The 26,779-nt window shown below is 36.2% G+C and carries 20 protein-coding genes; 3 read left to right on the top strand and 17 right to left on the bottom strand.

The features are described 5' to 3' along the window. Positions 1–117: 117 nt before the first annotated feature. From C8N46_RS08020 to C8N46_RS07975, 10 genes are all read right to left on the bottom strand, one after another. Positions 118–2,262 (bottom strand): GAF domain-containing protein, encoded by a 2,145-nt coding sequence (locus C8N46_RS08020; RefSeq protein ID WP_108114362.1) that lies wholly within the window; start codon positions 2,260–2,262, stop codon positions 118–120. Next, positions 2,201–3,388 (bottom strand): DUF7005 family protein, encoded by a 1,188-nt coding sequence (locus tag C8N46_RS08015; RefSeq protein WP_108114361.1) that lies wholly within the window; start codon positions 3,386–3,388, stop codon positions 2,201–2,203. The genes C8N46_RS08020 and C8N46_RS08015 overlap by 62 nt, the downstream gene beginning before the upstream one ends. A gap of 9 nt (positions 3,389–3,397) precedes the next feature. Then, positions 3,398–6,310: an NHLP bacteriocin export ABC transporter permease/ATPase subunit gene (locus C8N46_RS08010; RefSeq protein WP_108114360.1), complete on the bottom strand. Its 2,913-nt coding sequence runs from the start codon at positions 6,308–6,310 to the stop codon at positions 3,398–3,400. A 6-nt stretch (positions 6,311–6,316) separates the two neighbouring features. Continuing rightward, a complete protein-coding gene (locus C8N46_RS08005; RefSeq protein ID WP_108114595.1) occupies positions 6,317–8,512 on the bottom strand; it encodes an NHLP family bacteriocin export ABC transporter peptidase/permease/ATPase subunit in 2,196 nt (731 codons plus the stop codon). Between the two features lie 13 nt (positions 8,513–8,525). Then, positions 8,526–9,794, bottom strand: coding sequence for an NHLP bacteriocin system secretion protein (locus tag C8N46_RS08000; RefSeq protein ID WP_108114359.1), 1,269 nt, complete (start codon positions 9,792–9,794; stop codon positions 8,526–8,528). A gap of 23 nt (positions 9,795–9,817) precedes the next feature. After that, a complete protein-coding gene (locus C8N46_RS07995) occupies positions 9,818–11,386 on the bottom strand; it encodes a TolC family protein (RefSeq protein WP_108114358.1) in 1,569 nt (522 codons plus the stop codon). An 11-nt stretch (positions 11,387–11,397) separates the two neighbouring features. Next, positions 11,398–11,916, bottom strand: a complete 519-nt coding sequence (locus tag C8N46_RS07990; RefSeq protein WP_108114357.1) for a cyclic nucleotide-binding domain-containing protein — start codon at positions 11,914–11,916, stop codon at positions 11,398–11,400. Positions 11,917–12,124: 208 nt separating this feature from the next. Then, positions 12,125–12,475: a TOMM propeptide domain-containing protein gene (locus C8N46_RS07985; RefSeq protein ID WP_108114356.1), complete on the bottom strand. Its 351-nt coding sequence runs from the start codon at positions 12,473–12,475 to the stop codon at positions 12,125–12,127. Between the two features lie 105 nt (positions 12,476–12,580). Beyond that, positions 12,581–13,240: a helix-turn-helix domain-containing protein gene (locus tag C8N46_RS07980; protein WP_108114355.1), complete on the bottom strand. Its 660-nt coding sequence runs from the start codon at positions 13,238–13,240 to the stop codon at positions 12,581–12,583. A gap of 21 nt (positions 13,241–13,261) precedes the next feature. Further along, positions 13,262–13,942, bottom strand: a complete 681-nt coding sequence (locus tag C8N46_RS07975; protein ID WP_108114354.1) for a hypothetical protein — start codon at positions 13,940–13,942, stop codon at positions 13,262–13,264. A gap of 142 nt (positions 13,943–14,084) precedes the next feature. Here C8N46_RS07975 and C8N46_RS07970 point away from each other — a divergent pair, with 142 nt between their 5' ends. Then, positions 14,085–14,843, top strand: a complete 759-nt coding sequence (locus C8N46_RS07970) for a response regulator transcription factor (protein WP_108114353.1) — start codon at positions 14,085–14,087, stop codon at positions 14,841–14,843. On the opposite strand, the gene C8N46_RS07965 is transcribed toward C8N46_RS07970, so the two are convergent. The 4 genes from C8N46_RS07965 to C8N46_RS07950 form a co-directional block, all read right to left on the bottom strand. Continuing rightward, entirely contained in the window at positions 14,840–15,595 is a 756-nt protein-coding gene (locus C8N46_RS07965; protein ID WP_108114352.1) for a HesA/MoeB/ThiF family protein, read from the bottom strand. The two genes, C8N46_RS07970 and C8N46_RS07965, sit on opposite strands and share 4 nt — an antisense overlap. A 294-nt stretch (positions 15,596–15,889) precedes the next feature. Beyond that, positions 15,890–16,645, bottom strand: a complete 756-nt coding sequence (locus C8N46_RS07960) for a class I SAM-dependent methyltransferase (RefSeq protein ID WP_108114351.1) — start codon at positions 16,643–16,645, stop codon at positions 15,890–15,892. Between the two features lie 673 nt (positions 16,646–17,318). Further along, positions 17,319–20,405 carry an FG-GAP repeat domain-containing protein gene (locus C8N46_RS07955; protein WP_108114350.1) on the bottom strand — a complete coding sequence of 1,029 codons (3,087 nt, stop codon included), beginning with the start codon at positions 20,403–20,405 and terminating at the stop codon, positions 17,319–17,321. Positions 20,406–20,591: 186 nt separating this feature from the next. Then, complete coding sequence (locus C8N46_RS07950) at positions 20,592–22,229, bottom strand: ABC-F family ATP-binding cassette domain-containing protein (RefSeq protein ID WP_108114349.1); 1,638 nt, start codon at positions 22,227–22,229, stop codon at positions 20,592–20,594. 267 nt (positions 22,230–22,496) lie between these two features. Between C8N46_RS07950 and C8N46_RS07945 the strand changes: the two genes are divergently transcribed. Continuing rightward, on the top strand, positions 22,497–23,093 hold the full coding sequence (locus C8N46_RS07945) for a Crp/Fnr family transcriptional regulator (protein WP_170110075.1): 597 nt from the start codon (positions 22,497–22,499) through the stop codon (positions 23,091–23,093). A 58-nt stretch (positions 23,094–23,151) separates the two neighbouring features. Further along, positions 23,152–23,922: a type 1 glutamine amidotransferase domain-containing protein gene (locus C8N46_RS07940; protein WP_170110074.1), complete on the top strand. Its 771-nt coding sequence runs from the start codon at positions 23,152–23,154 to the stop codon at positions 23,920–23,922. Between the two features lie 80 nt (positions 23,923–24,002). Here the strand turns inward: C8N46_RS07940 and C8N46_RS20765 are convergent, their stop codons facing one another. The 3 genes from C8N46_RS20765 to C8N46_RS07930 form a co-directional block, all read right to left on the bottom strand. Further along, positions 24,003–24,167, bottom strand: coding sequence for a hypothetical protein (locus C8N46_RS20765; RefSeq protein ID WP_170110073.1), 165 nt, complete (start codon positions 24,165–24,167; stop codon positions 24,003–24,005). Between the two features lie 91 nt (positions 24,168–24,258). Beyond that, complete coding sequence (locus C8N46_RS07935) at positions 24,259–25,635, bottom strand: metallophosphoesterase (protein WP_108114348.1); 1,377 nt, start codon at positions 25,633–25,635, stop codon at positions 24,259–24,261. Between the two features lie 97 nt (positions 25,636–25,732). After that, complete coding sequence (locus C8N46_RS07930) at positions 25,733–26,719, bottom strand: hypothetical protein (RefSeq protein ID WP_108114347.1); 987 nt, start codon at positions 26,717–26,719, stop codon at positions 25,733–25,735. Positions 26,720–26,779 lie beyond the last annotated feature (60 nt).

The raw sequence follows: 26,779 nt of genomic DNA, 5'->3' as shown, positions 1-26,779 counted from the left end.
CTAAATATTACCTGTTAATACCATTTTAAAGTTATCTTTTTAAGAGCGTATAAAAGTGCCAAAAACACTTATAAAAATGCTTTTTTCGAGAAATCTATCCGCTTTTGGGAGTGTTAGTTACTGTACTACACGTGTGTGCTTTCTACATCTTTTTAAGAATAATTTGGTAGGTCCGTCCGACGGTATAATGTCATTGGCATCAACAAAATAAATGCTTGCCTTTTCATAATTTTTACGTCGGTATTCTTGTAAGCCTTTAGCGTAGTATTGAAGAAATTCTTTTTGTGAATCGCTAAGTGAAATCGTTTTTTTAGCAATGACTGAAAATATTTTCACTGGCGTTAATTTGCCTTTGACCATCATAGTATCGATTTCTCTACAGTGAAAATCATTTTTGACTTCATTATACGTTTCTTCACAGATAAGCATGTCTACTTTATAGGTTTTGGTAGCGCTTTCGAGTCGCGCAGCAAGATTGACAGAATCCCCAATTACCGTATATTCAAAGCGCTTTTCTGAACCGATATTTCCTGAAACTACATTTCCTGTACTAATTCCGATACCAATATTGAGTTGTGGCAACGAGGTGCTTTTTTTGTTTAAATCGGCAAGACTTTCAAACATATCCAACGCACAATTCACGGCATTTTTTGCATCGGTAATATTTGCATACGGCACGCCGAAAACCGTCATAATGGCGTCGCCGATGTATTTGTCGAGAATTCCGTTGTACTTATGAACAGAAGTCAGCATTGCCTCAAAATAATTGTTGAGCAATGCTACAATTTGAATGGCGCCAAATTCTTCCGTAAGTGTTGTAAAATTTCGAATGTCTGAAAATAAAATGCTACACTTTGAAAAATTACCTTGCAAAAGTGACAAGTTATCGTGATGCATCACTTGTTTTACCAAATGTTGCGGAATGTAGCGACTGAGATTTGACTGAATGCGCTTTTCTTGTGAAACATCGTTAAAAACCACAATCGCACCAATGATATTTTCTTTCGCATCTTGCATAGGCAACACACTCAGATTGACCGTGACCGTTTTTTCAGGCGTCACTTTAATTTTTAAATCTTCCTGATAGTTTTTCGTTCCTGTAGCAATCGTTTCTTCACAATGCGAAAATAGTGGCTGCAATCTTTTGACAATTTTTTGGATGGATCTGTTTGTGAGTTTTGTGTTTTTTTTCACACCGAACATGCGGTAAAACGTTTCATTCACTGTGTTGATGTGTAATTGTTGATTTACCGTGACGATTCCTGTATCAAGATTTTGTACCAAAATGTTTAAGTGATTTTTCATTCCTTGAATCTGATCAAAAAGTTTTGCATTTTCAATGGCGATACGTATTTGACTGGCAAATCCTTTGAGAATGTCCAAATCGTCTTCATTAAAATTATTTCCACGTTTATTAATCGCTTGAATCACGCCCAACACTTTATTATTGGCATTAAACACAGGAACGCTCAAAATTGATTTGGTATGATAGTTTGTTTTTTTATCTACTTCCGGATTGAAAAGCGGATGCTCGTACGGATTGTTCACTATAAGTGGTTCTTGGGTTTTGGCAACATGCGCCACGATTCCTTTTTTGGTGCGAACGGTTGTATTTTTGAGTCCTTTCGCGAAAACGGTCCACAATTCGCCCGTAGTTTCATCTACTAAAAACAACGAACTGCGATCGGCTTTGGTGATTTCAGCCGCTTTGTTCATCACCACTTGAATGAGTTTGTTTAGATTTAATTCTGAAGAAACCGCTTTAAAAACTTCCAATAAGGTTGAAAAGTTATTTTTGATGTGCTCACTTGCCAAATACAGCTTGCTATTCTTAACAATCAACGCAATTGCCGACGCAAAACTCTCTAAAATTTTGACATCATTTTCCATGAATGTTCCGTCAATTTTATTCAAACATTGCAAGGCACCAATCGGTTTTCCATCAGTATTGACAACGGGAACACATACGGTAGATTTTGTTTCAAAGTGCCATTGTGCATCATACGAAGCATCAAAAATTGCACTTTGTTGCACGTTATTTTCAACAATTACTTTTTGCTGTTGAAACATCGTTCCAACCACGCCTTTTCCAACAGGAACGCTGATGATGATGTGTTTTACGCCTTGCGCTACCAAACTCTCTAGCGTAGCGTTTTGCTTGTTGTACAAGAAAAAAGTACTTCTTTCGGCTTGTACGGTGTCAGAGATTTGTTGGAGAATAGCGTTGACTTCTGTGATTATTTTTTCGCTTTTCTTTACCATGATACGGGGATATCCTACTAGTATTATATGTTTCTATAAGTTGTTGTTCGCCTTTTACCGAAGCCATCGTTAGCAAATCGACTTCGCAAAGTGTTTGAATTCTGCGCATTCGTTCTTCGTCTGTTGTATTGTTACCGAGTGAATGATCAAATTTTTCAATTGCGGTTGCGGCATTTTTTATAATATGTTGCAATCCTTTCAAAGCAGCTGTCGATAGTTGCACAGGTTCTTGATAATTTTCCAATCGTCCACCTTTTCTGTAAGCTGGATAGTTTTCCAATCCGATGAATTGCAAGAACCAATCTTTGTTATAGTAACCTAACGCTTTTGTAATACCTGCATAATCTGCAATGAGTTCATCGTGCATATTGTTTGCCATGGTTCCGTATTGTTGCAACGTAAAAAGATGCGCACATTCATGTTCTTTCCGAATCGCAACAGATATTTTTTGCCAATCTGTTTCACTTTTTCCAACTACGGTATGCGATACGTTGCTATAATTGCTTATACTCAATACAATCAATTTGTCTTTGTACAGATGAGGATTTGGTAGGATGTTTTTTTTGAATTCCTCATTCCAATTCCCGTACGGATGCTGCGCTTGCCATTGAGTTTGTAATTTTTTAATACGATGCCAATTGTTCAATCCGTTGATGAACAAAGCGCCCATAGATTTGGGCAACTCTTTCGGCTCGTTTTTGTTTCCCAATGCACAGCAAATTGTATAAAAATCGTCTTTGTTTGAAACCGTCATGACAGGCACTTTTCCTATCAATGGTGTTTTATAGAGTTCTAATGCAATACGTTCTGGGTTTCTTAGTTGCAATTTTTTATCGCTCTCCACTACTCTTCCACGTAAAGTTGCATTTTTGTAAACTTCTGAACTGGATATGTTCTTTTCTACTGGAAATTGCAACTGCGGAATGTATTTTTTGAGTGTTGAAATAACCCCTTTTTCCGAAGCTTCCGCAACATACGCTTCCCAAGTTTCTAAATAACTATCAGGCGTTGCTACTTTTGTTTTTGCTGGAATAAACTTGTTTTCACAATACGATAATAGTTGCTCAGTAGCTTCTTTGCTATGAACTATCTTCTCTAAAAACTCATGTTTTTCCTGCTCATTCATTCGTTTTCTTTAGGCGATTTGACGTTTGGCTAAACTGGTAAATACTCCATTTTGCTCCATCAATTCTTCATACGTTCCTGATTCTACAATGGTTCCTTTGTCTAGTACGTAAATACAGTCTGCATTTTTTACCGTACTCAATCGGTGCGCAATCACGATTCGGGTTGCTTGTAATTTATCGAGACTTTCCGAAACAATGTTTTGCGTTCTGTTGTCCAAAGCACTTGTTGCTTCGTCCATAAAGAGCAATCTTGGTTTGTGAACAATGGCACGTGCAATCATTAATCGTTGTCGTTGTCCGCCCGAAAATGTTCCTGCACCTTCGCTAATTACCGTATGCATTTCCATAGGCATTTGCTTGATGTCTTCTTCCATGCCTGCCATTCGTGCGGCTTCCCAAGCATCTTCTAGGGTTAATTCGGAGTTTCCAACAATGTTTTTATAAATACTTCCCGACATCAATGCACCATTTTGCAATACCACACCAATTTGTCGTCGTACCAAGTCTTTATTCATAGAATCGTACGCGTCTCCGTCATAGTAGATTGAGCCAACTTCTGGCGATTCAAAACCTAGCAATAAGCGCATGATGGTTGATTTCCCCGAACCTGAAGTTCCTACGAAAGCCACCATTTGTCCCGGTTTTATTTTGAAAGAAACATCTTTTAGAATGAGTGGTTGTTCTGCGTGATAACGGAAGGATACTGCATTCATTTCAATTTCTCCAATGAGTTCTCCTGGATCGGTACTTTGCTCGGAAGATTCTGGAATTTCCTCTAAAATTGGCTTTACACGTTCGTATAGCGTGATGATGTTTAACGAAGTGATTAACGCCATGCTCATTTTTAAACAATCTGTCAAAAATTGATTGAACGCACTGATAAACGCCATAAAAGCTCCCACAGAAATCATGGTTCCTACGACTGCGGCATTGGTTACGGTGTAATAGATGAACGCAAAGAAAAATATGCTGGTGAAGAGTGGATAGGAACTGTTAAAGACTTCCACAAAGTTTTGATAGCTTCCAGAACTGAATCCTAGTTGTTTGAGTTTGGCAAATTTTTGTGCCCACAAGGTAAAGACTCTTTTTTCGCCACCTGTGATGCGTATTTTGGTGATTCCCGAAAGGAATTCGAATAAAAACCCTTGCAAATCTCCTTGTACATCTGATATTTGGCGATCGTATTTTAGTTTTTTCCAACCAATTACCGTCATAAAAATCACCGCCAATACTGCCAGTCCGACACCAATCCACGCTAAACTTGGTTCGTAGTAAAAGAGTAAAACTAGATTGACAAAAGAAAATGCACCGCTCAATACCGCTGTCATCACCGTATTGGAAAGCACTTGACGTATTCCGTTGATACTTAATGCTCTGTTGGTTAAATCACCCGCAGAATATTTTTTGTAGAACGTTACTGGCAATCGCAAGAGATGATCCATGACTCCTGCTTGCAAATTGATACTCGATTTGGTTTCAACACGCAGTTGCAACACACCTTGAACCAACTGTAATCCTGCAGTTACCAAGCCTAACATGAGCATGATGGCGAATATTTCAAAATGCAAGGATTTGTCCGCCGAAGGAATGACATCATCAAACATGACACCTGATAAGATTGGAATTAGCAATCCGATGATACTTCCCGCAAAGGCAGCCAGTAAGAGATATTTTGCATCTTTTTTGATGCCTTGTGCTGCAAAGTTTCCAATTTTTTTGATGGATGTCATGATTTCGCCAAAACCATAGAAAAACATGTAACAGATAGGTTCTAACTGGTCCGCAATTTCGTGGTTTACTTTTATGGCTTCTCCAGTAGTGACATCTTTTAAAAGATAGCTATAAGAAGAATCTTGAATGAGTGCTACAGGACGCTTGTCTTCTTTGTAAAATGCTAACAAATGGCCGTTTTCTTCTTTCCACCATGTACCGCGTAATATGATTTTTCGAACACGTACTTTTGACGATTGCGCAATGGCGTATAATTGGTTGGTCGTACTGTTTTGGTACGATTCCATGTATTTTGGTGCTTCAAACTTGAAACCAATCTCGTTTCCAATAAGTTGACACGTCGTGAATAAGTCGCTATTTATTTTTTGGTCGTCAAACGATACCACTACTTTTTTATCTTGTTTCCCCACAACAATTGTACGGAGCTGATCAAGTGTTTTGGTAAGATTCTCGGATTCCGAAGTTACTTTCTCTTCAATCCGTTGTTGCTCTTCCGCAATAAGACGCTCGTAGTTTTTGATAAGTTTTTGATAGAGATGGTCTTGTAAATCATTCAGCGAAAGCATGAAGAATATTTCATCCTTGAACGCTTGTCGTGTACTGATGACTTTGATTTCGCAGTCTTTACTTTGCGATTTGAGCCACAAACTGCCCGATACAGCAAAAGGAAAATTAAATTCAGTTTCGGTATTGATTTCCGTATCTACTGCGTATTTGCTTGCTTTTCCTTTGACAACCGTGCACCAAGCCAATCCTTTGGTTGGAAAAGCCATTGCGTCTTGCTTTAACGGAATTGTTTCAGAAGGATTCAACGCTGTGTACAGTCGTGGAGTGTTTACTTGCTGTATTCTGTAGGCAGTTTTTAGAATCCATTTTTCTATCATGCTTTTGAGAAAAATGGTGTCTACATCGAGCAGTTTGTTTTTGTTGATTGAAATGAGCGAAGCGCCTTTGCTTACAATCAGCAGCTTGATGTTTTGTTCGTTTTCTTGAGAAGAAATTAAACTGAACAACAATTCGCCTGCTTTAGCACTGTACAGATAGCGCAATGCACTCGCATATTCTCCATTTTCGTCAATGTCTGCATAAAAAACATCTACTTCTCCAGATGTAATCATCCAAAAACGATCGTGTTCCCTAAGAATTAGCGAATGATTGGCTTCCAATCTTATTTTTTTATTTTCAGACATATCAAATTATTTTGAATCGATTAGTTTCGCATACGTTCCTTGTAAGTTGAGCAACTCCTGATGTGTTCCTCTTTCTACAATTTTTCCAAATTCCATGACAATGATTTCATCACAATCCATAATGGTACTCAATCTGTGCGCTACGATTAAACAGGTACAACCGCGTTTTTTGATGTTGTCCATAACGATTTTTTCCGATTTCGGATCCAAAGCACTTGTGGCTTCATCCATGATTAAGAACGAAGGATTTAACGCTAATGCACGAGCAATTTCTAATCGTTGACGTTGTCCACCACTAAAGTTCGCGCCGCGTTCAGACACTTCACTGTCGTACGCATTGGCTCTTGCCGCAATGACATCGTGAATGGCAGCATCTTTTGCCGATTGAATGATGTGCTTTTCAGGAATATTGGTGTCCCAAAAGGCAATATTTTCTTGAATGGTTCCTTTAAACATCAACACTTCTTGATCAATGACCGCAACCGATTCGGTGATGACATGTCGTGGAATATCTTTTCTCAGTTTTCCATCAAAACGTATTTCGCCTTCCCACGGTTCGTATAATCCAGAAGCGATTCGTGCTACAGTCGATTTTCCACTTCCCGATCCGCCAACCAAGGCTACTCTGCTTCCTGGTTTTAGCGTAAGACTGAAATCGTTGATTAATGCTGGCATGGTCGTATTGTAGCCAAACGTGATGTTTTTCATTTCAAAATGTCCCGTCAGCTTGTTGAGTTGTGTACTTTCTTTGATAGCTGCTTTTTCTTCATCATATTCCTTAAATTCATTCGCAATTTCATAGTTGAGTACATCATCAATACGTCCCATATCGCCTTCTACTTCTTGCAACATGCTTCCCGTAGTAACGAGTTGGTTTACAGGTCCCATAAAATTATTCATCAAGTATAGAAACGCCACCAACATCCCCAGCGTCATTTCTCCGTCCATTACGCGCATTGCGCCTGTTCCTAGTACAATGGTTGTGGTTAGTGACATGAGTAACGGTGGAATAATGTTGAGTCGCGTCGTCAACCAACCCAATTCTTGTTGTGCGTTCATTACTTTTGCCAAATATCCTGTCCACGTCGTAAAAAAGTCGTTTTCTCTTCCAGAAGCTTTTAAGGTTTCTATCATACTTATTCCCGATGTTGTTGTTCCTAATAGCTTTCCACTTTCGTTCATAAATCGTCTGTTTCCATCCTTTCGCGCTCTTGAAACATAGCGTAAGGCAACAATGTTTAAGGTTGCCATTCCGATTCCGATAAGCGTTAAAACGACATCATAGGAAAACATTAGCATTGCGTAAAAGACTACTACAATGACATTTAAAACGGCATTTGCCAAATCGCCACTGAGCAGTTTTGCTACTTTATCGTTGAGCGAGACTCTGTTACCAATTTCTCCGCTGTAGCGCTGCGTAAAGAAAGCTATGGGCAAGTGGAAAACATGCCAGAGAAATTTACTCGAAGAGGCAAGTGCCAATTTCGTTTCTAGTCGTAAGAGATAGTATTGCTGTAAATAGACTAGTACAGAATTGACCACTAAGATTCCGCCCATGACAAGCAATAGCGGCATGACAAATTCTGAGATTTGATTGACTAGATATTTATCGATAAACACTTTGGTAAACGACGGTATGACCAATCCTGGAATGACGAGAAATAGACTCGCTAGAATGATATACGTAATTGCCATTTTTGAATTCGTCACACGTGCCGCTAACGAACTCATCATGCTTTTTTTCTCGTTTCCTTTTTCAAATTCTTCCGTTGGTTTGAACGTTAACACAACTCCTGTAAAAGCATCGTCAAATTCTTCGTGACTTACGTGATATCTTCCTTGTGCAGGATCGCTTAGAAATACTTTGTTTTTGGTAAATCCTTCAATGACTAGAAAGTGATTGAAGTTCCAAAAAATGATGGCAGGCATTTCTACTTCTTTCAGTTTTTCAATGGATTTTGCGTATCCTTTGGCTTCCATACCAAAGGTACGTGCTGCTTTTAGAATGTTGGATGCTTTCAATCCATCTCTCGATACACCGCAGGCAATTCGCAGTTTTTCAAGCGGAACAAATTTTCCGTGATATCCTAAAATGATGCTTAATGCTGCCGCACCACATTCTACTGCCTCCATTTGCAAAACGGTAGGCGTTTTTACTGGCTTTGGCAGTTTTGTCTTTTTTTCTTCTTTTACTTCGAACATGGTGTGTTGGTTTTTAATAGAGATCAAAGAATTTTTTCAACGCAGGTACTACAATTGCTGCTGGCGGTTCACTTTTTACCGTAATTTTCCCCATACAGGAAGTTCCTTCATTGATGGCAATTTCTGGCCCTTTGGCAGATGTCCATTTGAAACCACTGTATGAGTTTTCATCTTTTTCAAATTCAACATATACTTCAAATAAGGCACCTTGCGACAACAATCCTTGCACTAATTGATCATTTTTAACGGTCATCATCATTCCTTTTTGTGTGATTGGAAAGTCCGATACATAGGTTACTTTTCCTTTCATAAAACCGTATTCTTGTGGCTGAACTGTTGAAGGAACCACAAGCGCTTCCATACCTTCCTTGATTTTTTTACCATCTTGTGACGGAATGTATAAGACGCCGCGTAGTTTGTTAGTATCTGCCGTCAGTTGATTTTGATTTTTTAGTTTGAACAACGGACTTCCTTGTCGCACAATCACACCTGCATCTGTGAGCAATTCAACGACTTCGCCAGTGTATGCGCTTTTTATATTTGTTTGGATATCGTATCGTTCTTGCAAATAGCTTAGTTGTCGTTCTGTTTCTGCAATACGCTGTTTGCTCATGTTTATTTTTTGTTGCAAATCAAATCCGAGATTGAGTTTTCGACTCGATGTTTGTACTTGTTGTCCTTTTAAACTTTCTATCGTATTGATAGAAGCTTCAATTTGTTGCTCCGTATTCACTACTTGCGTACGCGTGATGAGTCCTTGCGCCAACAATCCTTTTTCGGTGTCTAATTGATTTCGTAGAAATTCTAAGTTTTTCTTTTCAGACTCAATTTGCATTACGATTGTGGTACGCTGTTGCTGAATGAGTTCGCTTTGCAAACGCGTATCTTGATTTCCAAACGACAGCAATTGTTGCAAATCAAATTTGCGTTCTTCTAATGACGCTTTTACTTCTTCAATTTGTTGAAATAATTCTGGTTGCTCAACCGTTGCGATGACATCGCCTTCGTTGACTACATCGCCAATAGCGACGTTTAAACTAATGAGTTGTCCTTGAGAAGTTGCCACTACTTCATGAATTTCTCCTCCCAATAGGACACCAACGACATTGAGCTTTGTTTTTACATTCCCAAAAAATGCCCAAATAATTCCAGTTGCTAAAATGAGTGTAATCGTTATCAATGCTATCCAGCCTCTTGGGCTAGTGACTTTGATTAACTGATCTAATTTTTCGGGTGTTGAGAGTTTTTCAACTGCTGCTTTTCTAAAAAATCCTGCTGCCATGATTTTATGTTTTTAGTGTTTTTTTAATTGCTTGGAATTGTGTAAAACAATTCTCTATTTATGTTTACTGCCGTGCTGTTGTCCTTTTTTAACAACAGCGTTCCGGTTTCGTATCGAAGGTTGATGATTGCGTTGGCAAATTGTTGCTGCGCTTGTAAATAATCGAGTTGTGCAAAGGTTAAACGTTCTTGAAATAAGATAAGATTCAACAGTGTTGTGAGTCCGTTTTGAAATTTTACTTGCTCATTGTTGAATACTTCTTGATAGAATTCGAGTGATTCCAATGCTTTTTCAAGAATTAACACACTGTTATCTAAGTTGTTCATTGCAATAGACACATTTAGATCTATGTTTCGCTGCAAGTTCTTATTTGCAATTTCTTGATCTTTGAAAGCCACTTCATTTTGAATGAATCTACCTCTTGCCAAGTTGTTGTTGACAGGAAAGGAGAAACGCAATCCCAGTCCAAAACCGACATCTCTTCCTTCATTGCGTGAAAAAGTAGCCAATGCTCTATCCAAACCATTTCCCATATTCATTCCGCCATAACTGACAAAACCCGTTAAATCGAGTTGTGGTTGTTTGTCATTTTGCGCTAAATTGAGTTGTAATTCGATGGCTTCTTGCGTTTTTTTCGCGGCAATGATGTCCAGTCGATTATTTTGTGCAATTTCTTTAAAATCGTCGATATTCAAATTGTTGACATAACCAGATTCAATGATGGAAGGAAATTCATCGGCTGGATTTCCCAGTCGTTTGCTTTCTTCTTCACTGATACCTATAACGCGTCCTAAGTTTAGTTTGGCACTGTACAATGCTTGCTCAGCGACTTTGGTTTGTCGTTCCTGACTTGCCAAATCCGCCTGAATTTGTGCTAAGTCGCCCGCAGGTTTTTTATCGGCTTTTACAAGTTCTTGCGTAATTTCTAATACACGTCGCACTCTAGCTTCATTTTGCTCAAAAACTTCTAAGCTTTTATACGCAGCCACATATTGCCAATACGCCGTACCCAATTGTAATAATTCGAAGGAATTGGCGAATTCGGCGTTGTCATCTACACTTTCTAAATTTAGCTTTGACGCTTCTTCTAGTGCGGTTGCTATTTTTTTTCCTCTTCCACGAAGTAAAGGTTGCGTAAGTGAAAGCGTACTTGTTACAATGTGTTCTTGTGTAAATGCGCCTACATCTTGGTTGAATCGGTTGAGTGGAAAATTGTCATTCATCATGGTATAATCTACCGAAAGGTTCACCGTAAAACTAGAACGAAATTTACGTTGCAATCCCACAGAAGCACCTGTGAACCTAGAGTTTAAATCTCCCGTAAGGAAACTACTGCGCGGATCCGCTTCAAAAGGATTTAAGTTGTTTCTGGTGAGTGACAAACCTGAAGTTAATTGATAGTCAAACGCGCTAGTTTGAATTTTTAATCCTCCTTCTGCGTTTGAAACCGTTAAGATGTTTCTTTTGATTATTGGATTTGTACCAAAGGTAAGTTCAGATAGTGTAACAATATCCGCAGGAATTGTGTTTTGTCCGTACGAGATACATACGGAAAACACTAGCAAACTTAGGAGTACAATTTTGTTATTCATCTTGAGGCGGTTTATACTTCTGAAAATTTTTGTAAAATTTGTCCAAATCGTGAGCCTGCTTGCGAAACTCCATCCAGCACATTTTCGTCTATTAAGTCTGCTTCTTCTGGCGAACCATACCCTAATTGACTGGTTGTTTTTCGTAATCGGTTGGATAGGAATAGCGAAATAGCGTAGTAGAAATTTGCTCTAAATTCTAAGTTGTTTGCCAAACGGCTATTCATTAATTCTCTGGAAATACAAAATACTGTCGTGGCTTTGGAAGCAATTACAGAAACGGATGGCGGTCTTGATTCTAAGAAAGACATTTCTCCAACAATTTCTCCAGCTCCGAGTAAAGCAATGTGTTTGTCACTAGTACCGTCGGTGATGGATAATTGTCCAGAAAGTACAATGTATAAATTGTCTATTGCCTCTCCTTTTTTAATTAATCGGTCCCCAACTTCTAGTTCAGCTTTACTACCATTGTGGATCATCCATTCAATATCTAAATCACTCAAATGACCTAATAGAAAAAGTACGCGTTTCATATTTTTTGTATTAAATATTAGTTAGCACTAAGGTATGTTTTGCAAAGGGTTGAAAACTGCCAATGAGGCAGAGGAAAATGACATAGGATTGTAGTCAACTATTTCGAGGCAAGCGTCGGTGTATGTTCAATCTCGATTATCGAGTAAAAAAATAAAAGGTACATTTTTTACAGAATGTACCTTTTATTTGTGCAGCTTTTTAAAAGCATTAAGACCAACTTCGCACAACGGATTTTATTCCCTGTACGACGTAGTTCCAATCAATAGCAGTCACAGAATCTGAAGCTCCTGAGATGTCTTCTAATTGATTGTCACTAAGTTCGGTATTCCCATAATTATTTGGTTTTGCAGGTATATTTAGATAAATATGGTTTGGATTCGTTTGGTCTTCTACTACGAGTATTTTTCCTTCTGGGATTTTCCCTTCTTTTCCCGTAAATGTATTGAGCGTTTCTAAAGGGTTTTTGATAAGATTCTTTTTGAATACGCTGTCCTCCCAAGCTTTTTTATAAATACTTGTAAGGAAATATTGTGCTTTTTGTTGTTCTGTTAGTGCCATTTTTTTAGAGGGTTTATGTACTTGTAAATGTAATTGTTACCATGCGTACGAAACTGCCAAAAAGACGACAAGAACACCAAAATAAAGAGCTGCAACTATTTTTTTTTAAAGTCTTCTAGCTTTTAGAAGTTCTTTTGGAAACACACCATATTGCTGATTGAACAGTTTTGAAAAATAGTGCGTATCGTAATAGCCTACTGCATACGATATTTGCGAAATGGTATCGTAAATATAATCGTCAATAAATTGCTTGGCTTTGTGCAACCGCAGTATTCTAATGTACTTGTTTGGTGTAAGATGTAGCAAACTTTTTATTTTTCGATGCAATTGGCGTTCACTTACCGCTAATTTATAGGACAAATCGTATAAATTAAGGTCTTTGTGTTTGATATTTTTATAGACTTCGCTTTCCAACTCCATCAACCATTTGGCATCTTGTTTAGAGATTTTGTTTGGGTTGATTTCTTGTTTGCACATCGATTGTACGCGCTCATTACTGTAGTATATTTGGTAAATCAGCGGTAGATTTTCGGTTGTTGTGTCAGTACTTGCGCGTTGTACCACTTTTTCTATTAAACTAGCAATTTGTTGACTGCTCGAAAAAATGATATCGCTCGTATTGTCTTGTGTTGTTACTATCGTACCCTTTGATAGTTTTTGATTGGCTTCAATAATGGAATCCAAAGGTGCTTTGATTTCCTTTACGAATTGCATCAACATTTCTGAAGAACTCCAATCAATGTTATTAACATTTAAATTATTCATGGTTATGGTTCTTTAAAATGATTATGCAGTGTACTTGTATGGTTGTATGGTTGCTATCTTCCTAGTTGGAAGTACATATGGATCTATAACATCGCTGTCTAGTTTGCCCGCTAGATGTAAATTTTTGATGTAAAAATCAATCAATCCATCATAGCTCATGGCAATAGGAATGGTTTCAGAACCTAAATATTCTATAGATTCGCCTATGATATCCGTTTTAATACCTAAGATGTTTAAAATGCGAAGTAATTTGCTATCGCATTCTGCAAAAGCGATGTTATCTTTGTGTTGACAAATTGGAGCAATGGCATGTACCATTAATTTTTTGAGTAAATTAATGTCGCGCACTCCTTTTTTAATCGCAAAACGCCCAATGTGATATATATTATTCACATTTGGATTTTTAATCACTAACAGCGGATTGATTCCAAAAATCTTCTGTAGTGGTAACACGTCTGTGAAGTTCCATTGTAAGACGCGAATGGCTCCTAAGATGTTGCCATGTTCGTCTTTACTTACAAACACCTTTGAATTTTTACAGTAATCTAATTCCTCTTTATAGATATCACTGACATCTTTTTTGTAATTGCTTGGAAGATTACTTTCTAAATGATGTTTGAAGTTTTCCTGTACAACAAACTCAGCCAAGTTGTACATTTGGTTTTCCTGAAGTTTTTCTAAGTAATTGTTCGAGAGTATCATGATTATATATGTTTTACACTCAAAGCTAAATAGCATTACTATCAGTTTTTTTACACAAAAGAGTAGTTATGAATTGGTTACATAAAAACTACCCAAAAGGGTAGGTGAAAAAAAAAGTGGTATCTTTGTTAAAATTGCCGCCATGACAAAAATTGACGACTTTTTTTCTTTCAGGAATACTGTAGGGGGTATTTCTGACGAAGAGAAAAAACAGACATCCAATTACCTTGAACCTATAGAGGCTTTTGCAAGAACCACTTATAAAAGCATCTATATTATTGATTATCAAAAGAAAGGATTTGAGTACGTTTCTGACAATCCTCTGTTTTTATGCGGACATACTTCTCAAGAAGTAAAAGAAATGGGATATGCCTTTTATTTCAAATATGTAATTGAGTCTGACTTAAATTTGCTCCTAAAAATCAATACGATTGGATTTGAATTTTATGAAAAAATTCCTGTAGCAGAGCGAAAAAACTACACGATTTCTTATGATTATCACCTGAAAAATCAAGAAGGAAAGAAGATTTTAATCAACCAAAAGTTGACACCGCTTTTTTTAACGCAGGATGGTAAAATTTGGAAAGCATTGTGTATTATTTCTATTTCTGGAGAAGATGACGCTGGTAATATTAAAATTTATAAAAAAGGAGATAATAAAGTATTTCACTACGATTTAGAAGGTGATTTTTGGAAAGAAACAGAAGTTATCAAACTTACTAGTAGAGAGAAAGAAATTTTACAATATTCTACGCGTGGATTTACGATTAATGAAGTGGCAGAAGCTATTTTTGTGTCGCCTGACACCGTAAAATTTCACCGAAAGAAATTGTTTGAAAAGCTCGATGTAGCGAATATTTCGGAAGCTATTGTGTGTGCTACCAATAATCAACTTATTTAATCGTTCATTAAGGTAGAAAGGTAAAACTCTGGAAATGTTTTAATATGCTTATCTGTCGCAATATTAAACATAATATGCGTACACATGGCAGCTACTGTCCACGAAGCAATGGAAAGTTGTGGTGGCGGCAAAGAGCCTTTTTCTTTTTTGTATTTTTCTATCACTTCATCAATCCAATGATGTGGCGTTCTCCAAAATTTTAAATAGTTGGAAGCATACTCCACCATTTTGACTTCGTTAAATGTTTCTTGTGGTTTCTCAATGGATGTGAGCGACAATCCTTTGGGAGAAATAATCGTCAATAAGCCGCCCCAACCTAAATTGTACGGATGTAAGACAGGAATTCCTTTTTGTTGACATATTTCGTCAAAGAGTAACGGTACTTCCGAAGAAAAATCTAAGGCATTGATAGCAATTTCATGACCGTCAATAAAATCGGCTACATTTTCTGCTGTCAAAAAACAATTATGCACTTCAATCGTAGCGTTTTTATTGATTGACTTTAATCGTCGTTGAATAGCACTTACTTTGTCCTCAGAAATATCATCTTCGGTGTAATTTTGCCTGTTAAGGTTTGAGGTTTCAACTTGATCGCCATCCACAATTGTAATATTTTCAAAACCTAAGCGTAAAGCACACTCGGCAATTACGCTTCCAATTCCTGAACCTCCTAAAAGAATCGGACACTGCTTGATAATTTCTTGTTCTTGATTGCTCAAGTATATTCTATTCCTATCGTATCTACTTTCCATTTTTTAAGGTTTATCACAAAGTTATACCAAAGACGATTACACACTACTACACTTACGGGTAGCTTTTTGTAAGTCGCTCTTTCATTATTAGTAAGGATAAACTGAATGTGATAATTGTGTGTAATTTTAGGTGTATTATTATTTTTTAATCTGTAGACTGTAAAAATAGGCTTTTTGATGAAACTTCATAATATCAACACAGAATTATATTGTTAAATTTTATAAAATCCTTACAAAAAAATGTAGTTTCTATGAAAAGTGGAAAACTATTTTCTGTAGTTTTAAAGAATTTCTCTAGCTTTTAAACCCAATCGGATACAGCTTTGCATGCTCAATTAAGACACTTTTGTTAAACTGCATGAAATTTTCAATAGCAATGATACCATTCTCGTATTCTACATCTGAAATAAGTTGCAATTGCGAGTAATTTCGAAGTTTTGCCTCTTCTTGAATGGATTTCATACTGCGACGATACGTAAACACTCTTTTTTCTATTTCGGCATTAAATCCCGCAGTTTCCAAGGCTCTAAAAAGTTTATCCATTGAATAAAATAGTGAGATATCTTCTTGATATACGTTTGGAAAAAATTGATATACCCACGATTTTTTCATGTCGTAGGGATGAATTGTATGAATACAATACACGCCCTTTTTTCGCAAAACACGAAAAATTTCAGCAAACGCTTTTTCTTTGTCTGCAAAATGATGATACGAATGATTGCAAATGACATAATCAAAATAATTAGCTTCAAAAGGAATCGCTTCGGCAGCCGCCAATTTTATCGTAATAGTATCTTGTTGATTATTCTTTGCAAAAACGTCTAACATCGCTTCCGAAGAATCAATGCCAAACCATTCGATTTGCCCGCGTTCCTCAAAAAATTGTTGCTGTTTCATCAAATAATTTCCAGTACCACAACCTACGTCCAAAACGCGTAGTTTCTTTTTGTGTTGCAACAAATTGTTGATGTGTTCGTCAGGATTGATATTGTGCCGTGTTTTGCTTTCGCTGTAGGAATCTGCAATTTTAGAATAATCGGTGTTTTTCATTATTTTTAGTACGATTTAATATGGCATAATGGTATGTTTAAGATACTAGTAGAATGACGTATGCTTCAACTATCTTCTCTTCTTTTTTTGAATTTAAAAAATTAAATTCTGAATGTACGTTGGTTCTTATTGAATTTGTTATGTAAGAAAAATAATTATTTCCCTACTTTTAAATTTACAAATTAAAACATCAACCTGTGTGAAAAAGTATAGAATTTGTGATTTTTTAAAGATGAGATAACCTTAGCGCAAGTTTAAATCGTGTAAAAATAACGGATTTACAGTAGTACTTCTGCTACAAGCGTATCCTACTTTTAAGACCTACATTTTGGGTTCGATTGTGTGCTTTTTTTAATTAATTCTATATGATTTTGGATACTACCAAAAATATAAAAACGAACCTAAGTTCGTTTTTATATTTTAACGTGAGCTTGATACAACTATTTTATTATGTAGTTGATTACTAATAAATTATACTCAATGTCAAATCGAGCATCATCGTAGATACCGAGCATAGCTCACGAGATTCCTTTGAAATTATCAATTCTTAGCTGTTCTTGACTGCGCTCGAACTGACAATTATTTGTTTATCAGCGAATTATGAATTGAATAGTGATTTCTTAAGTCGAACTCACGTTAATTTAATGAATATGTAGAATCATTTTAGGTTCCACTAGTTATATATAATGATTTCTTCTCCTGATTGTCCATCGAAATTTCCAATAACAGGAAAACTATTTGTTGCTTTTAGATGCCAATTTCCTATTTTGTTATTATTTTGTTTGATATATAAACTTGTAAAGGTATCACCTGAAAGACTCAACAAGGCAATCCCGTAAGGTTTTGACATTAGGATATCAGCTTTTCCATCCCCATTAAAATCGCCTATTTTTTCAACCTTGTTGTCACGTACGTATCGCGTGTTGTAAGTCCATTGACCAAATCGAGTTCCCACAGGTTTTACAACAATACTACGCAAAGTAGTTCTTGATAATGTCAATAGTGCAATTCCGTAGGGTTTTGAGACTAAAATATCAGCTTTTCCATCCCCATTAAAATCGCCAACACCTTCTATTTTGTTGTCGCGAACAGTAGTTGTGTTGTATGTCCACGTCCCAAAACGAGTTCCATTGGGTTTTACCAATATTGATTTAAATGTATTTCCTTGAAGTTTCAGTATTCCGATTCCCCAATTGCTGGTGATTAAAATTTCATCTTTTCCGTCATTATTAAAATCTGCAATAGCTTCAATTTTATTACTAACTGCATAACGCCATCCACCAAACCAAGTGTCATTTGGCTTTACAACAATACTTTGAAAAGTAGATCCTGATAAGGTTAATAGCCCAATTCCGTAAGGCTTTGAGACTAAAATATCAACTTTGCCATCACCGTTAAAATCGCCAACACCTTCTATTTTGTTATCGCGCACCGTAGTTTTATTGTATGTCCAGGTACCAAAACGAGTTCCATTGGGTTTTACCATTATAGATCTAAATGAGTTTCCTTGAAGTTTCAAAATGGCAATTCCCCAATTACTAGTAATTAAAATTTCGTCTTTTCCATCATTGTCAAAATCTGCAATAGCTTCAATTTTATCATTCACGCCATAACGCCATCCACCAAACCAACTATCTTTTGGCTTTACTACAATACTTTTCCATTGATTTCCAATGCGGGATAATACTCCGATTCCCCACGAACTATTAATCAAAATATCATCAATTCCGTCACCATTAAAATCACCTTTACCCTTTATATCATTGAGTTTTGAATCAAAATTCCAGCCACCAAACCACGCTTGATTTGCATGTACTGCATGATTTTTTAAGTTGTTTCCTTCAAGTTTTAGGATACCAAGTCCATTGTCATACTGAACTCTAGCAGTCCAATCGCCAATAATACTCCAAGTATAAGTTCGTTTATTTCCAGAAACATTTGAAGCTAAGCTAGCATTATTCGATTCTTTGGTAAAATATGCTTTCCAACCTATACCGAAATGATTCTTTTTATTTTTACCAATTTCTTCTGTAAAGCCTTCTGGTTTGTCATAAAATACTTTTGCTCGTGAAGCCAAAGCAACTCCATTTAGGAAAAATAAAATACTTTCTGCATTCTGTAGTCCGCTAGAAGAACCGTAATCTTTGTGATTATAAGGTCTTTTAGATGCGTTTCCAGGACTGTTTACTTCACAACCATTGTGTATAAAAAGGTTTCCTCCCGTTCCTGAAAGAATATTGTTTTCATAAATGGTTCTATGCACATACGCATCAGCTTTTCCATTGAGTCCAACTAACGAAGGTGTATACCGATATCCGCTTGAAATAGCTTCTTTTTTCCAAAGCCAAGGCTTCCCTCCTACTAAATTTTCCAATTCATTTACATTATAAGAATCATCGTATATACTTCCCCAAGGATCTGAATGTGATGACATCCCTCTGAGGGTTGCAGGTGTTTTTAAAAATTTTACATAATCTACTAAACTCGCTTCATCATATGTAACAGAACTACTAAAGCTTGATGATGCCTTTTTTAGATAATTATTGAGATTTGAAGCATTGATTAAACCTGTTCCAAATTTTACAGCTCCCGTTCTATGACTGTTTAACGGATTACCACCTACTCTGTAACTATGATTTCTATCAAAATAATTGATAAGGATTTTACGTTCTGTAATTGGATCTTTTATTAAAAATGATTTTGGATTTAAATTTTGATTTGTTTCCAGAGTTCGAGGCTTTCCATTTGCATCTAGTAATCCTTGGTTGCTTGCGTCTACATAATTTTTATTGGTTGAAACGGCAATGTTTCTAGCATTAATTCTTGACACAAATATTTCTGGCCTCGCAATAGGATTTGGTTTCGCTCGATCACTACGACTAATTTCTGGATGTCTTTGAGTTGTTCTAATTTTTAATTTAAGGACTCCTCTAGGTGAATCAAGTCGAATAAAATTATCATCTTGTATCCAGAAAAAATCTTGAAATGACTTCACTTGGTCATTATATTTTGTAGAAGTAAATGTCATGCCAGATAGTGGCCAATTAGTATTGGTTCCAGTTACAGGAAGTGCTTCGATAGATGCTAAACCTACAGGACCTTTTTCATAGATTTTTTCCCAATTCCCGTCCAAATCTGCCAAAACAATATCTGCTCTGTGTGCAACAATTTCAGGAACGATTCTTAAAAAATCTCGTTGATTACTTCCTGTATACGCGGTTCCGTCAATAGTAACGTCCCAGTTTTTTCGTCTCCAAATCCATCGCCTCACAATCATCGCTTCAGGAAATGCACCAACCAATACAACTCCTTGTAAGTTTTTAGACTGTTTAATGTCTTTTAAGAAGGCGCGTATCGCAAGCAGTGTTCTCCCGTCTTGATGTTCTACACCATTATAAATACTGGCTTTTATGAATTTTGTCGTGTATCCTTCTGATTTTAAATCATCTTTATATTGTTCGAGTCTTTTTAATAGTTCTTGTTCCGATAAAGAACTTCCCGTGATGCTTTCCAATATTCTGTCTTCAACCAATACCAACACCAATTTTTCATTGTTGTTGACTCTTTCATAGATATTTTCAAATGGTAAATACGTTAATTGATTAATTTCGTTTATACCATCAGTATTCATATCATATCCATTATACGAGGACATGATAGAAGTTATGGTTTGCGCTTCTAATAAATTGCTTGTCGTAAAAGCTACTATACATAGTATAAAATAGTTCCACTTTTTTGATAAGTTCATTGCTGTTTTCATTTCCCTTTGTTTTAGTTACTATCCCTAGTTTTTTGATAAATTCTAGAAATATTGAAGGCAAAATTAGCTTTGGAACTTTAAATTTAGAATAGTTAAAACACCTTTTGTGCAGGTTTTTTACACCTATATTTAAGGTTTAATCTTACTTTTCTGTTTTGTATTTAGAATGATAAGAAGAATATAATATTAAGCTTTTAAATCAATTTCCTTAATATTTTTGATACGATTGCGCTCTAAAAATGCATCAATGGTTTCAAAGTGTTCAATAACGCGTTGGTCTTTAAATTCGAATACTTTTTGCGATAGTCCTTGAAGAAAATCACGGTCGTGAGAAACCAAAATTAGCGTGCCATCAAACGCTTTGAGCGCATCTTTTAATACGTCTTTGGAACGTAAATCTAAATGATTGGTTGGCTCATCTAAAATGAGCAGATTTACAGGTTCTAGCAACAACTTTACCATTGCCAAACGTGTTTTTTCGCCTCCAGAAAGTACGCTGACTTTTTTATCAATATCATCTCCTTGAAACATAAACTGTCCCAAGATATTTTTGATTTGCGTGCGAATGTCTCCTTTAGCAACTTCATCTACAGTTTGAAAAATTGTCAAATTCGGGTCGAGCAATGATGCCTGATTTTGCGCGAAATACCCAACTTTCACATTGTGTCCAAGCGTACAGGTACCTTCGTGTTCTATTTCTCCTAAAATGGATTTAATCATCGTCGATTTTCCTTCTCCGTTTCTACCAACAAACGATACTTTTTCACCACGTGCAATGGAGAAACTTGCATTTTTAAACACCACATGATTCTCATAACTTTTGGACAAATCTTCCACAATCACAGGATAATCACCGGAACGCGGCGCAGGTGGAAATTTGAGTTTTAAGGCTGAATTGTCAACCTCATCCACTTCAATGATTTCTAACTTTTCCAGCATTCGCACACGAGAAGCGACTTGATTTGTTTTGGAATACGTCCCTTTAAATCGCTCTATAAACGCCTGATTGTCCGCTATAAATTTTTGCTGTTCTTGATAGGCTTTTAGTTGATGTGCGCGACGATCGGCACGCAATTCCAAGTAATGTGAGTAATTGGCTTTGTAGTCGTAAATGCGTCCCATAGTGACTTCAATGGTACGATTGGTAATATTGTCAATAAACGCTCTGTCGTGCGATATCACCATGACTGCATTGGCTTTGTTCACCAAAAAATCTTCTAACCAAATCACCGATTCGATGTCAATATGATTTGTTGGCTCATCAAGCAGAATTAAATCGGGTTTTTGCAATAGAATTTTCGCCAATTCAATTCGCATACGCCAACCGCCACTAAATTCACTCGTCATACGTTGAAAATCGTCTTGCTTAAAACCAAGTCCTTTCAGTGCTTTTTCAACTTCGGCATCGTAATTTATTTCTTCCAACGCATAATAGCGTTCGCCCAATTCAGAAACTTCTTCAATGATTTTCATATACGCTTCACTTTCATAATCAGTTCGCGTTTCCAACTGTTTATTGAGTTCGTCCATACGGTCGCGCATTTCAAAAATATGTTGAAATGCTTTCGAAGCTTCTTCAAAAACGGTACGCTTATCTTCCGTCAACAAATGCTGTGGCAAGTAGGCAATCACGGTGTCTTTAGGCGCATTTACTTTTCCGCGTGTTGCGTTTTGCACACCTGCAATAATCTTCATCATTGTTGATTTTCCAGCGCCATTTTTTCCCATCAACGCGATTTTATCATTTTCGTTAATGACAAAATTCACATCGCTAAACAACGTTGTTCCACTAAATTCTACCGCAATATTGTCAACCGTAATCATGTTCTATTTTTTTGAGATTGCGAAATTAGCAAAAAGCCGTTTGGTTTTTGTTTTTTATCTGTAAAATTTGAATCGGCATACCAAACAACAGTAATGTTATACCAAAAAATAACACATTATTTAAGAAACATAGCTCTTAAAGAATCACTTTTATATACGTATTTTTCTTATATTTATTTTAGTTTTGTATGAATTTACTTTTAATTTTATAAAAAGTTATTTATGTAGAAACCTTAACTAAGCTTTTTCAAACTCTTTTAATTTTTGATGCCAAAAGCAACTTCTATAGTATATCAAATTTATCATGACAAACAGCTTTCATTTACGGAAGCTGAAATTGATTTTATTGAAAAAAAGTATCGCAAAGTTACGTTTAAAAAAGGCGAGATTATTTTACATGCTGGCGAAAAGGTCGATTGTCAATATTTTGTGGCGGACGGTTGTTTGCGAACGTACTTAATCTCTAAATCAGGAAAAGAACACACCATTCAATTTGCCATTAAAGGTTGGTGGATTAGCGATTATATTGGATTTTTCTCAGGAACTGATGCAGCACTCAATATCGAATGTTTGGAAGATGCTACACTCTATAAAGTTTCTAGAAGTGATGTAGAAGACATTTTCAATCAAATTCCCAAAACCGAACGTTTTATTCGCAAAAAGCTAGAGCGCTCGTTTGTCAGCCTTCAAAAACGAATTTTAGCCAATTTATCACAAACCGCCAAAGAGCGTTATCTCAACTTTACCCACGATTATCCAAACGTGGAGCAATCCGTTAAAAATTACCATATTGCATCGTATTTAGGAATTACTACCGAAAGCTTGAGTCGAATCCGAAAGGAAATTAGTTTTACACATTCTTAACATACATCAATTTTTTTCTCGATTTAAAAAAATATATTTGCAGTATAATCATTCCCCTATGAAATACATAATGAGTGTACTCGCTGTCATTATTGTGATTACAGCCTGTACATTAACTGAAAAGAAACCTCAAAAAGAACCACAACAACAAATGAAAAAAGTATTGTTTGTTTTAACGAGCCACAATCAATTAGGAAACACGGGAGAAAAAACGGGTTTTTGGATTGAAGAATTTGCTGCGCCGTATTACACATTAAAAGACAAAGGAGTTGAGATTACCTTAGCTTCTCCCAAAGGAGGACAACCGCCAATTGATCCTAAAAGTGCCGCTGACGATGCACAAACGCCTGCGACAAAACGATTTAATGCCGACAAAGAAACACAGCAATTATTGGCAAACACTGTACAATTAGACAAGGTTAATGCTGCAGATTATGACGCTATTTTTTACCCTGGCGGACACGGTCCGTTGTGGGATTTGTCAGAAGACCCAACTTCCATCAAGCTTATTGAAGCTTTTTACCAAAGTAACAAACCTGTGGCTGCAGTGTGTCATGCACCAGCCGTTTTTAAGAATACAAAAAAGGTAGATGGAACACCTTTGGTACAAGGAAAAAAAGTGACTGGTTTTTCGAATACAGAAGAAGAAGCTGTGCAATTAACAGACGTGGTGCCATTTTTAGTCGAAGAAATGTTGAAAGAAAATGGTGGAACCTACAGCAAAGCTGACAACTGGAATCCGTATGCAGTACAAGACGGTTTGTTGATTACAGGACAAAACCCTGCATCTTCTGAAAAAGTAGCTGAAATGCTTTTGGAAGCATTATAAAAAATATCTCAATCAATATGTTTAAAAAAAGGGAACTTACACTTGCGTAAGTTCCCTTTTTATCTTTGTCCTTTTCGTATTTAGGAATCTTTTTTTGCTTCTTTCCACTCGTCAAAGCGTTCTTTTAAAGCGCCTCCTACCCAATATGGTACGATAAACGTTAATAAAAGAATCATTAACCAAAATCCAATGGTTAAGATAGTAAGGAAAGCTAAGAAGCCTAAATATTGATCAAATTCAAACATATTTTCCGGAATTTTATCGAATTCAGCACAAAGATATTGGTTTAAATTCAATATTCATACTGAATCGGATAGAATTATTAACAATATACAATTACTCTTTGTAAACATTTACAGCATCAGGGTGTTTTAGTTTTGAATGTCGATTGCTTTTTGCGCCCAATGTACTATTTACATACTTAACCAAGGAATCATAGGGTTGTTTTTCCAAAGTATTAAAAATAGTTTGGTTTGGATTGTGGACATAATACGAATCACGAAATGTATAGGAAGATCCATCCAAAAATTTAAAATCTGTGTTTTTTGAATCTGTACTATATTTATATTTTTTCTTCACTGTAGGCGAAGCATAATATGTTTTAAAATCTAACAAATCAAAGGTATTTGTATTGTATGTAAATATCTTAAAAGAAGGATTATTTCCATGATTTACGGCTATTCCGGGAGTTGACACAGAAAATGATGTCATCATACTTTTGCTATCAGATGCGTATAATCTACGTAAACCATCTGTATGCGTATGTCCGTTTAACAAACCTACAATATTGGTTTTATGCGCTGCAATTAAATCTAAAAAACCATTATATAATGTATGCTTATTCCCTGATTTATCAATAAATTCCAAATCATTTTGCCACATTTGTTTTCCATTATATCCATCCTTTCCGATAGGAATATGCATCATAATCAATACGCGATCATTCATTCCTAAACTGGTCAGTTTCGCTTCTAACCAAGTCATTTGTTCTTGTGTTGCTTTTTGTTGCGATACGCCATCTTTAGCAACGTATTGATGCTTCCCTTTTGCACAAAAAATTACAGTATTAAGCGCAATAACCTTTAAGGTGTTTTTTCCATCAACTAAATCTACTGAATAATAACCAAACTGCTTTTTACTATCATCAAGGTTTTTAACTTGTACTGTCGTCGACTTACTATTAATAATTGGCCAAGGATTTCCTGCATCAGCATCTTCTTTTAAAACTGTATTTAACGAATCGTTACTAAACGAATAATAATCACCTTCTAAAGAATCGTTATTTCCAGGCAAGTATAAAATTGGAACATTCACTTTTAATTTTCGTAAATTTTGTAGCATTAGATGTGAATTATTTCTTCGCTCACTATTCTTATAGCCTGGTAAATCGCCCAAATACACCATAAATTTCGGATTTTCAGATTTCGCAACACTTTCAATCTTAAATTTGGTTCGCTTCCAAAGCGTGTCACTAGTAACACTTTTATCTGACATACCCTCTGTTTCAAAACAAGTCTGACGTAATTCTCTATCAATATGCACATCCGACAATGCCAAAAATGTGCTTGTTTTAGTAGTTTTAGGCGTTTTTACAACGTGCGCATCAGCGTGAAACTTAGCACACTCGGGACATTTTGGACATTTGGAAGTATCGTGCTTACAGCTAAAAAGAAGCATTCCTATAAGCAGCATATACACAAAAAGAGTTCTCATAACTTATTGTTTGTTGATTAAGCTTACAAAGTAATAAAAAGACTGCTTTTATTTATACGTACTTTTACCCAATCTGTTAAAAAAACTCCTTTACTTCTTAAAACCGTGTCATTACTGATTCACACACAATAAAATCCTTCGGATCATCTGCACGTGTTTCTAGCGCATGAACTTCTACTGTTCGCAGCGTCACAGGATACGGACCGTCAATCACCAATGCTGTTTTATTACGCGCATTCCAGCGTAAGAAAATCATAGAATGTTCAAACTTTCCATTGCCTCTACGCATAAAAATGTCACCCGGTTTTGGTGTGTATGCAACTTCTGTTTCTTCATTTAAAAATCGATTTCTTCCGTTGTGATAATAATACGTTCGTTTTTTGCTTTTGTAAACAGCGTGCAATTGGCTCGTTGCTGTAATATCTCTAAATACAGTTTTGGGTTTGTTTGTAAAATCTCTCCAGCATTCAGTTTCATGCAAATACCACGAAGCAAATTCACTACACTCATAACTAATCCAACCTCTATATTTTGGATTTTTCCCGTATTGATCATAACTTTCTGCACTCGTTCCACTTTTACCCAAATCTTTCGCCGCCAATACTGCTGCTGGATGATTTCTACTTGTCAAGCCTGCATGACGAAGCATTTGACGCTCTATAAAAGGCGTTAAATACACTTCACTATCGCCCGAACCCAATACGCGATTCACAATCGTATTTGACAACATCGGAATGTCTTTTTCAGCGCCAGCCACAACTTTATGATAATGCACAATTAAAGTCATTCTATAAATGTCTATGCTACTATTTCCACCTGTATTTTTGATATAAATTTTATCCCAAAACGAACGATGGTTCAAACTTCCTAAAATTTGAAGATTATGCGTGGTATCAGGAAAATCAGTAACTTCCAATTGATGACTTGCTGTCCGCATCAATGTTATCGGTAATTCAATTCGCCTGCCTTCATAATTCTCAAAAATCAACTTTCGAGTCATATTATTACTAGCAGGTGTTTTGGTTTCTATTTGTAACGTGATAGATTGAGGCAATCTGATGGATGTCGTTGTTTTCGCTTGCATGTTCTTTTTTTAAGGTTAAAAATTTCATCAATAAATCTATCAAACCTATCCTAAAAATAT

The organism is Kordia periserrulae (assembly GCF_003054265.1).
Taxonomy (GTDB): domain Bacteria; phylum Bacteroidota; class Bacteroidia; order Flavobacteriales; family Flavobacteriaceae; genus Kordia; species Kordia periserrulae.
This window is presented reverse-complemented; position numbering and strand designations above follow the sequence as displayed.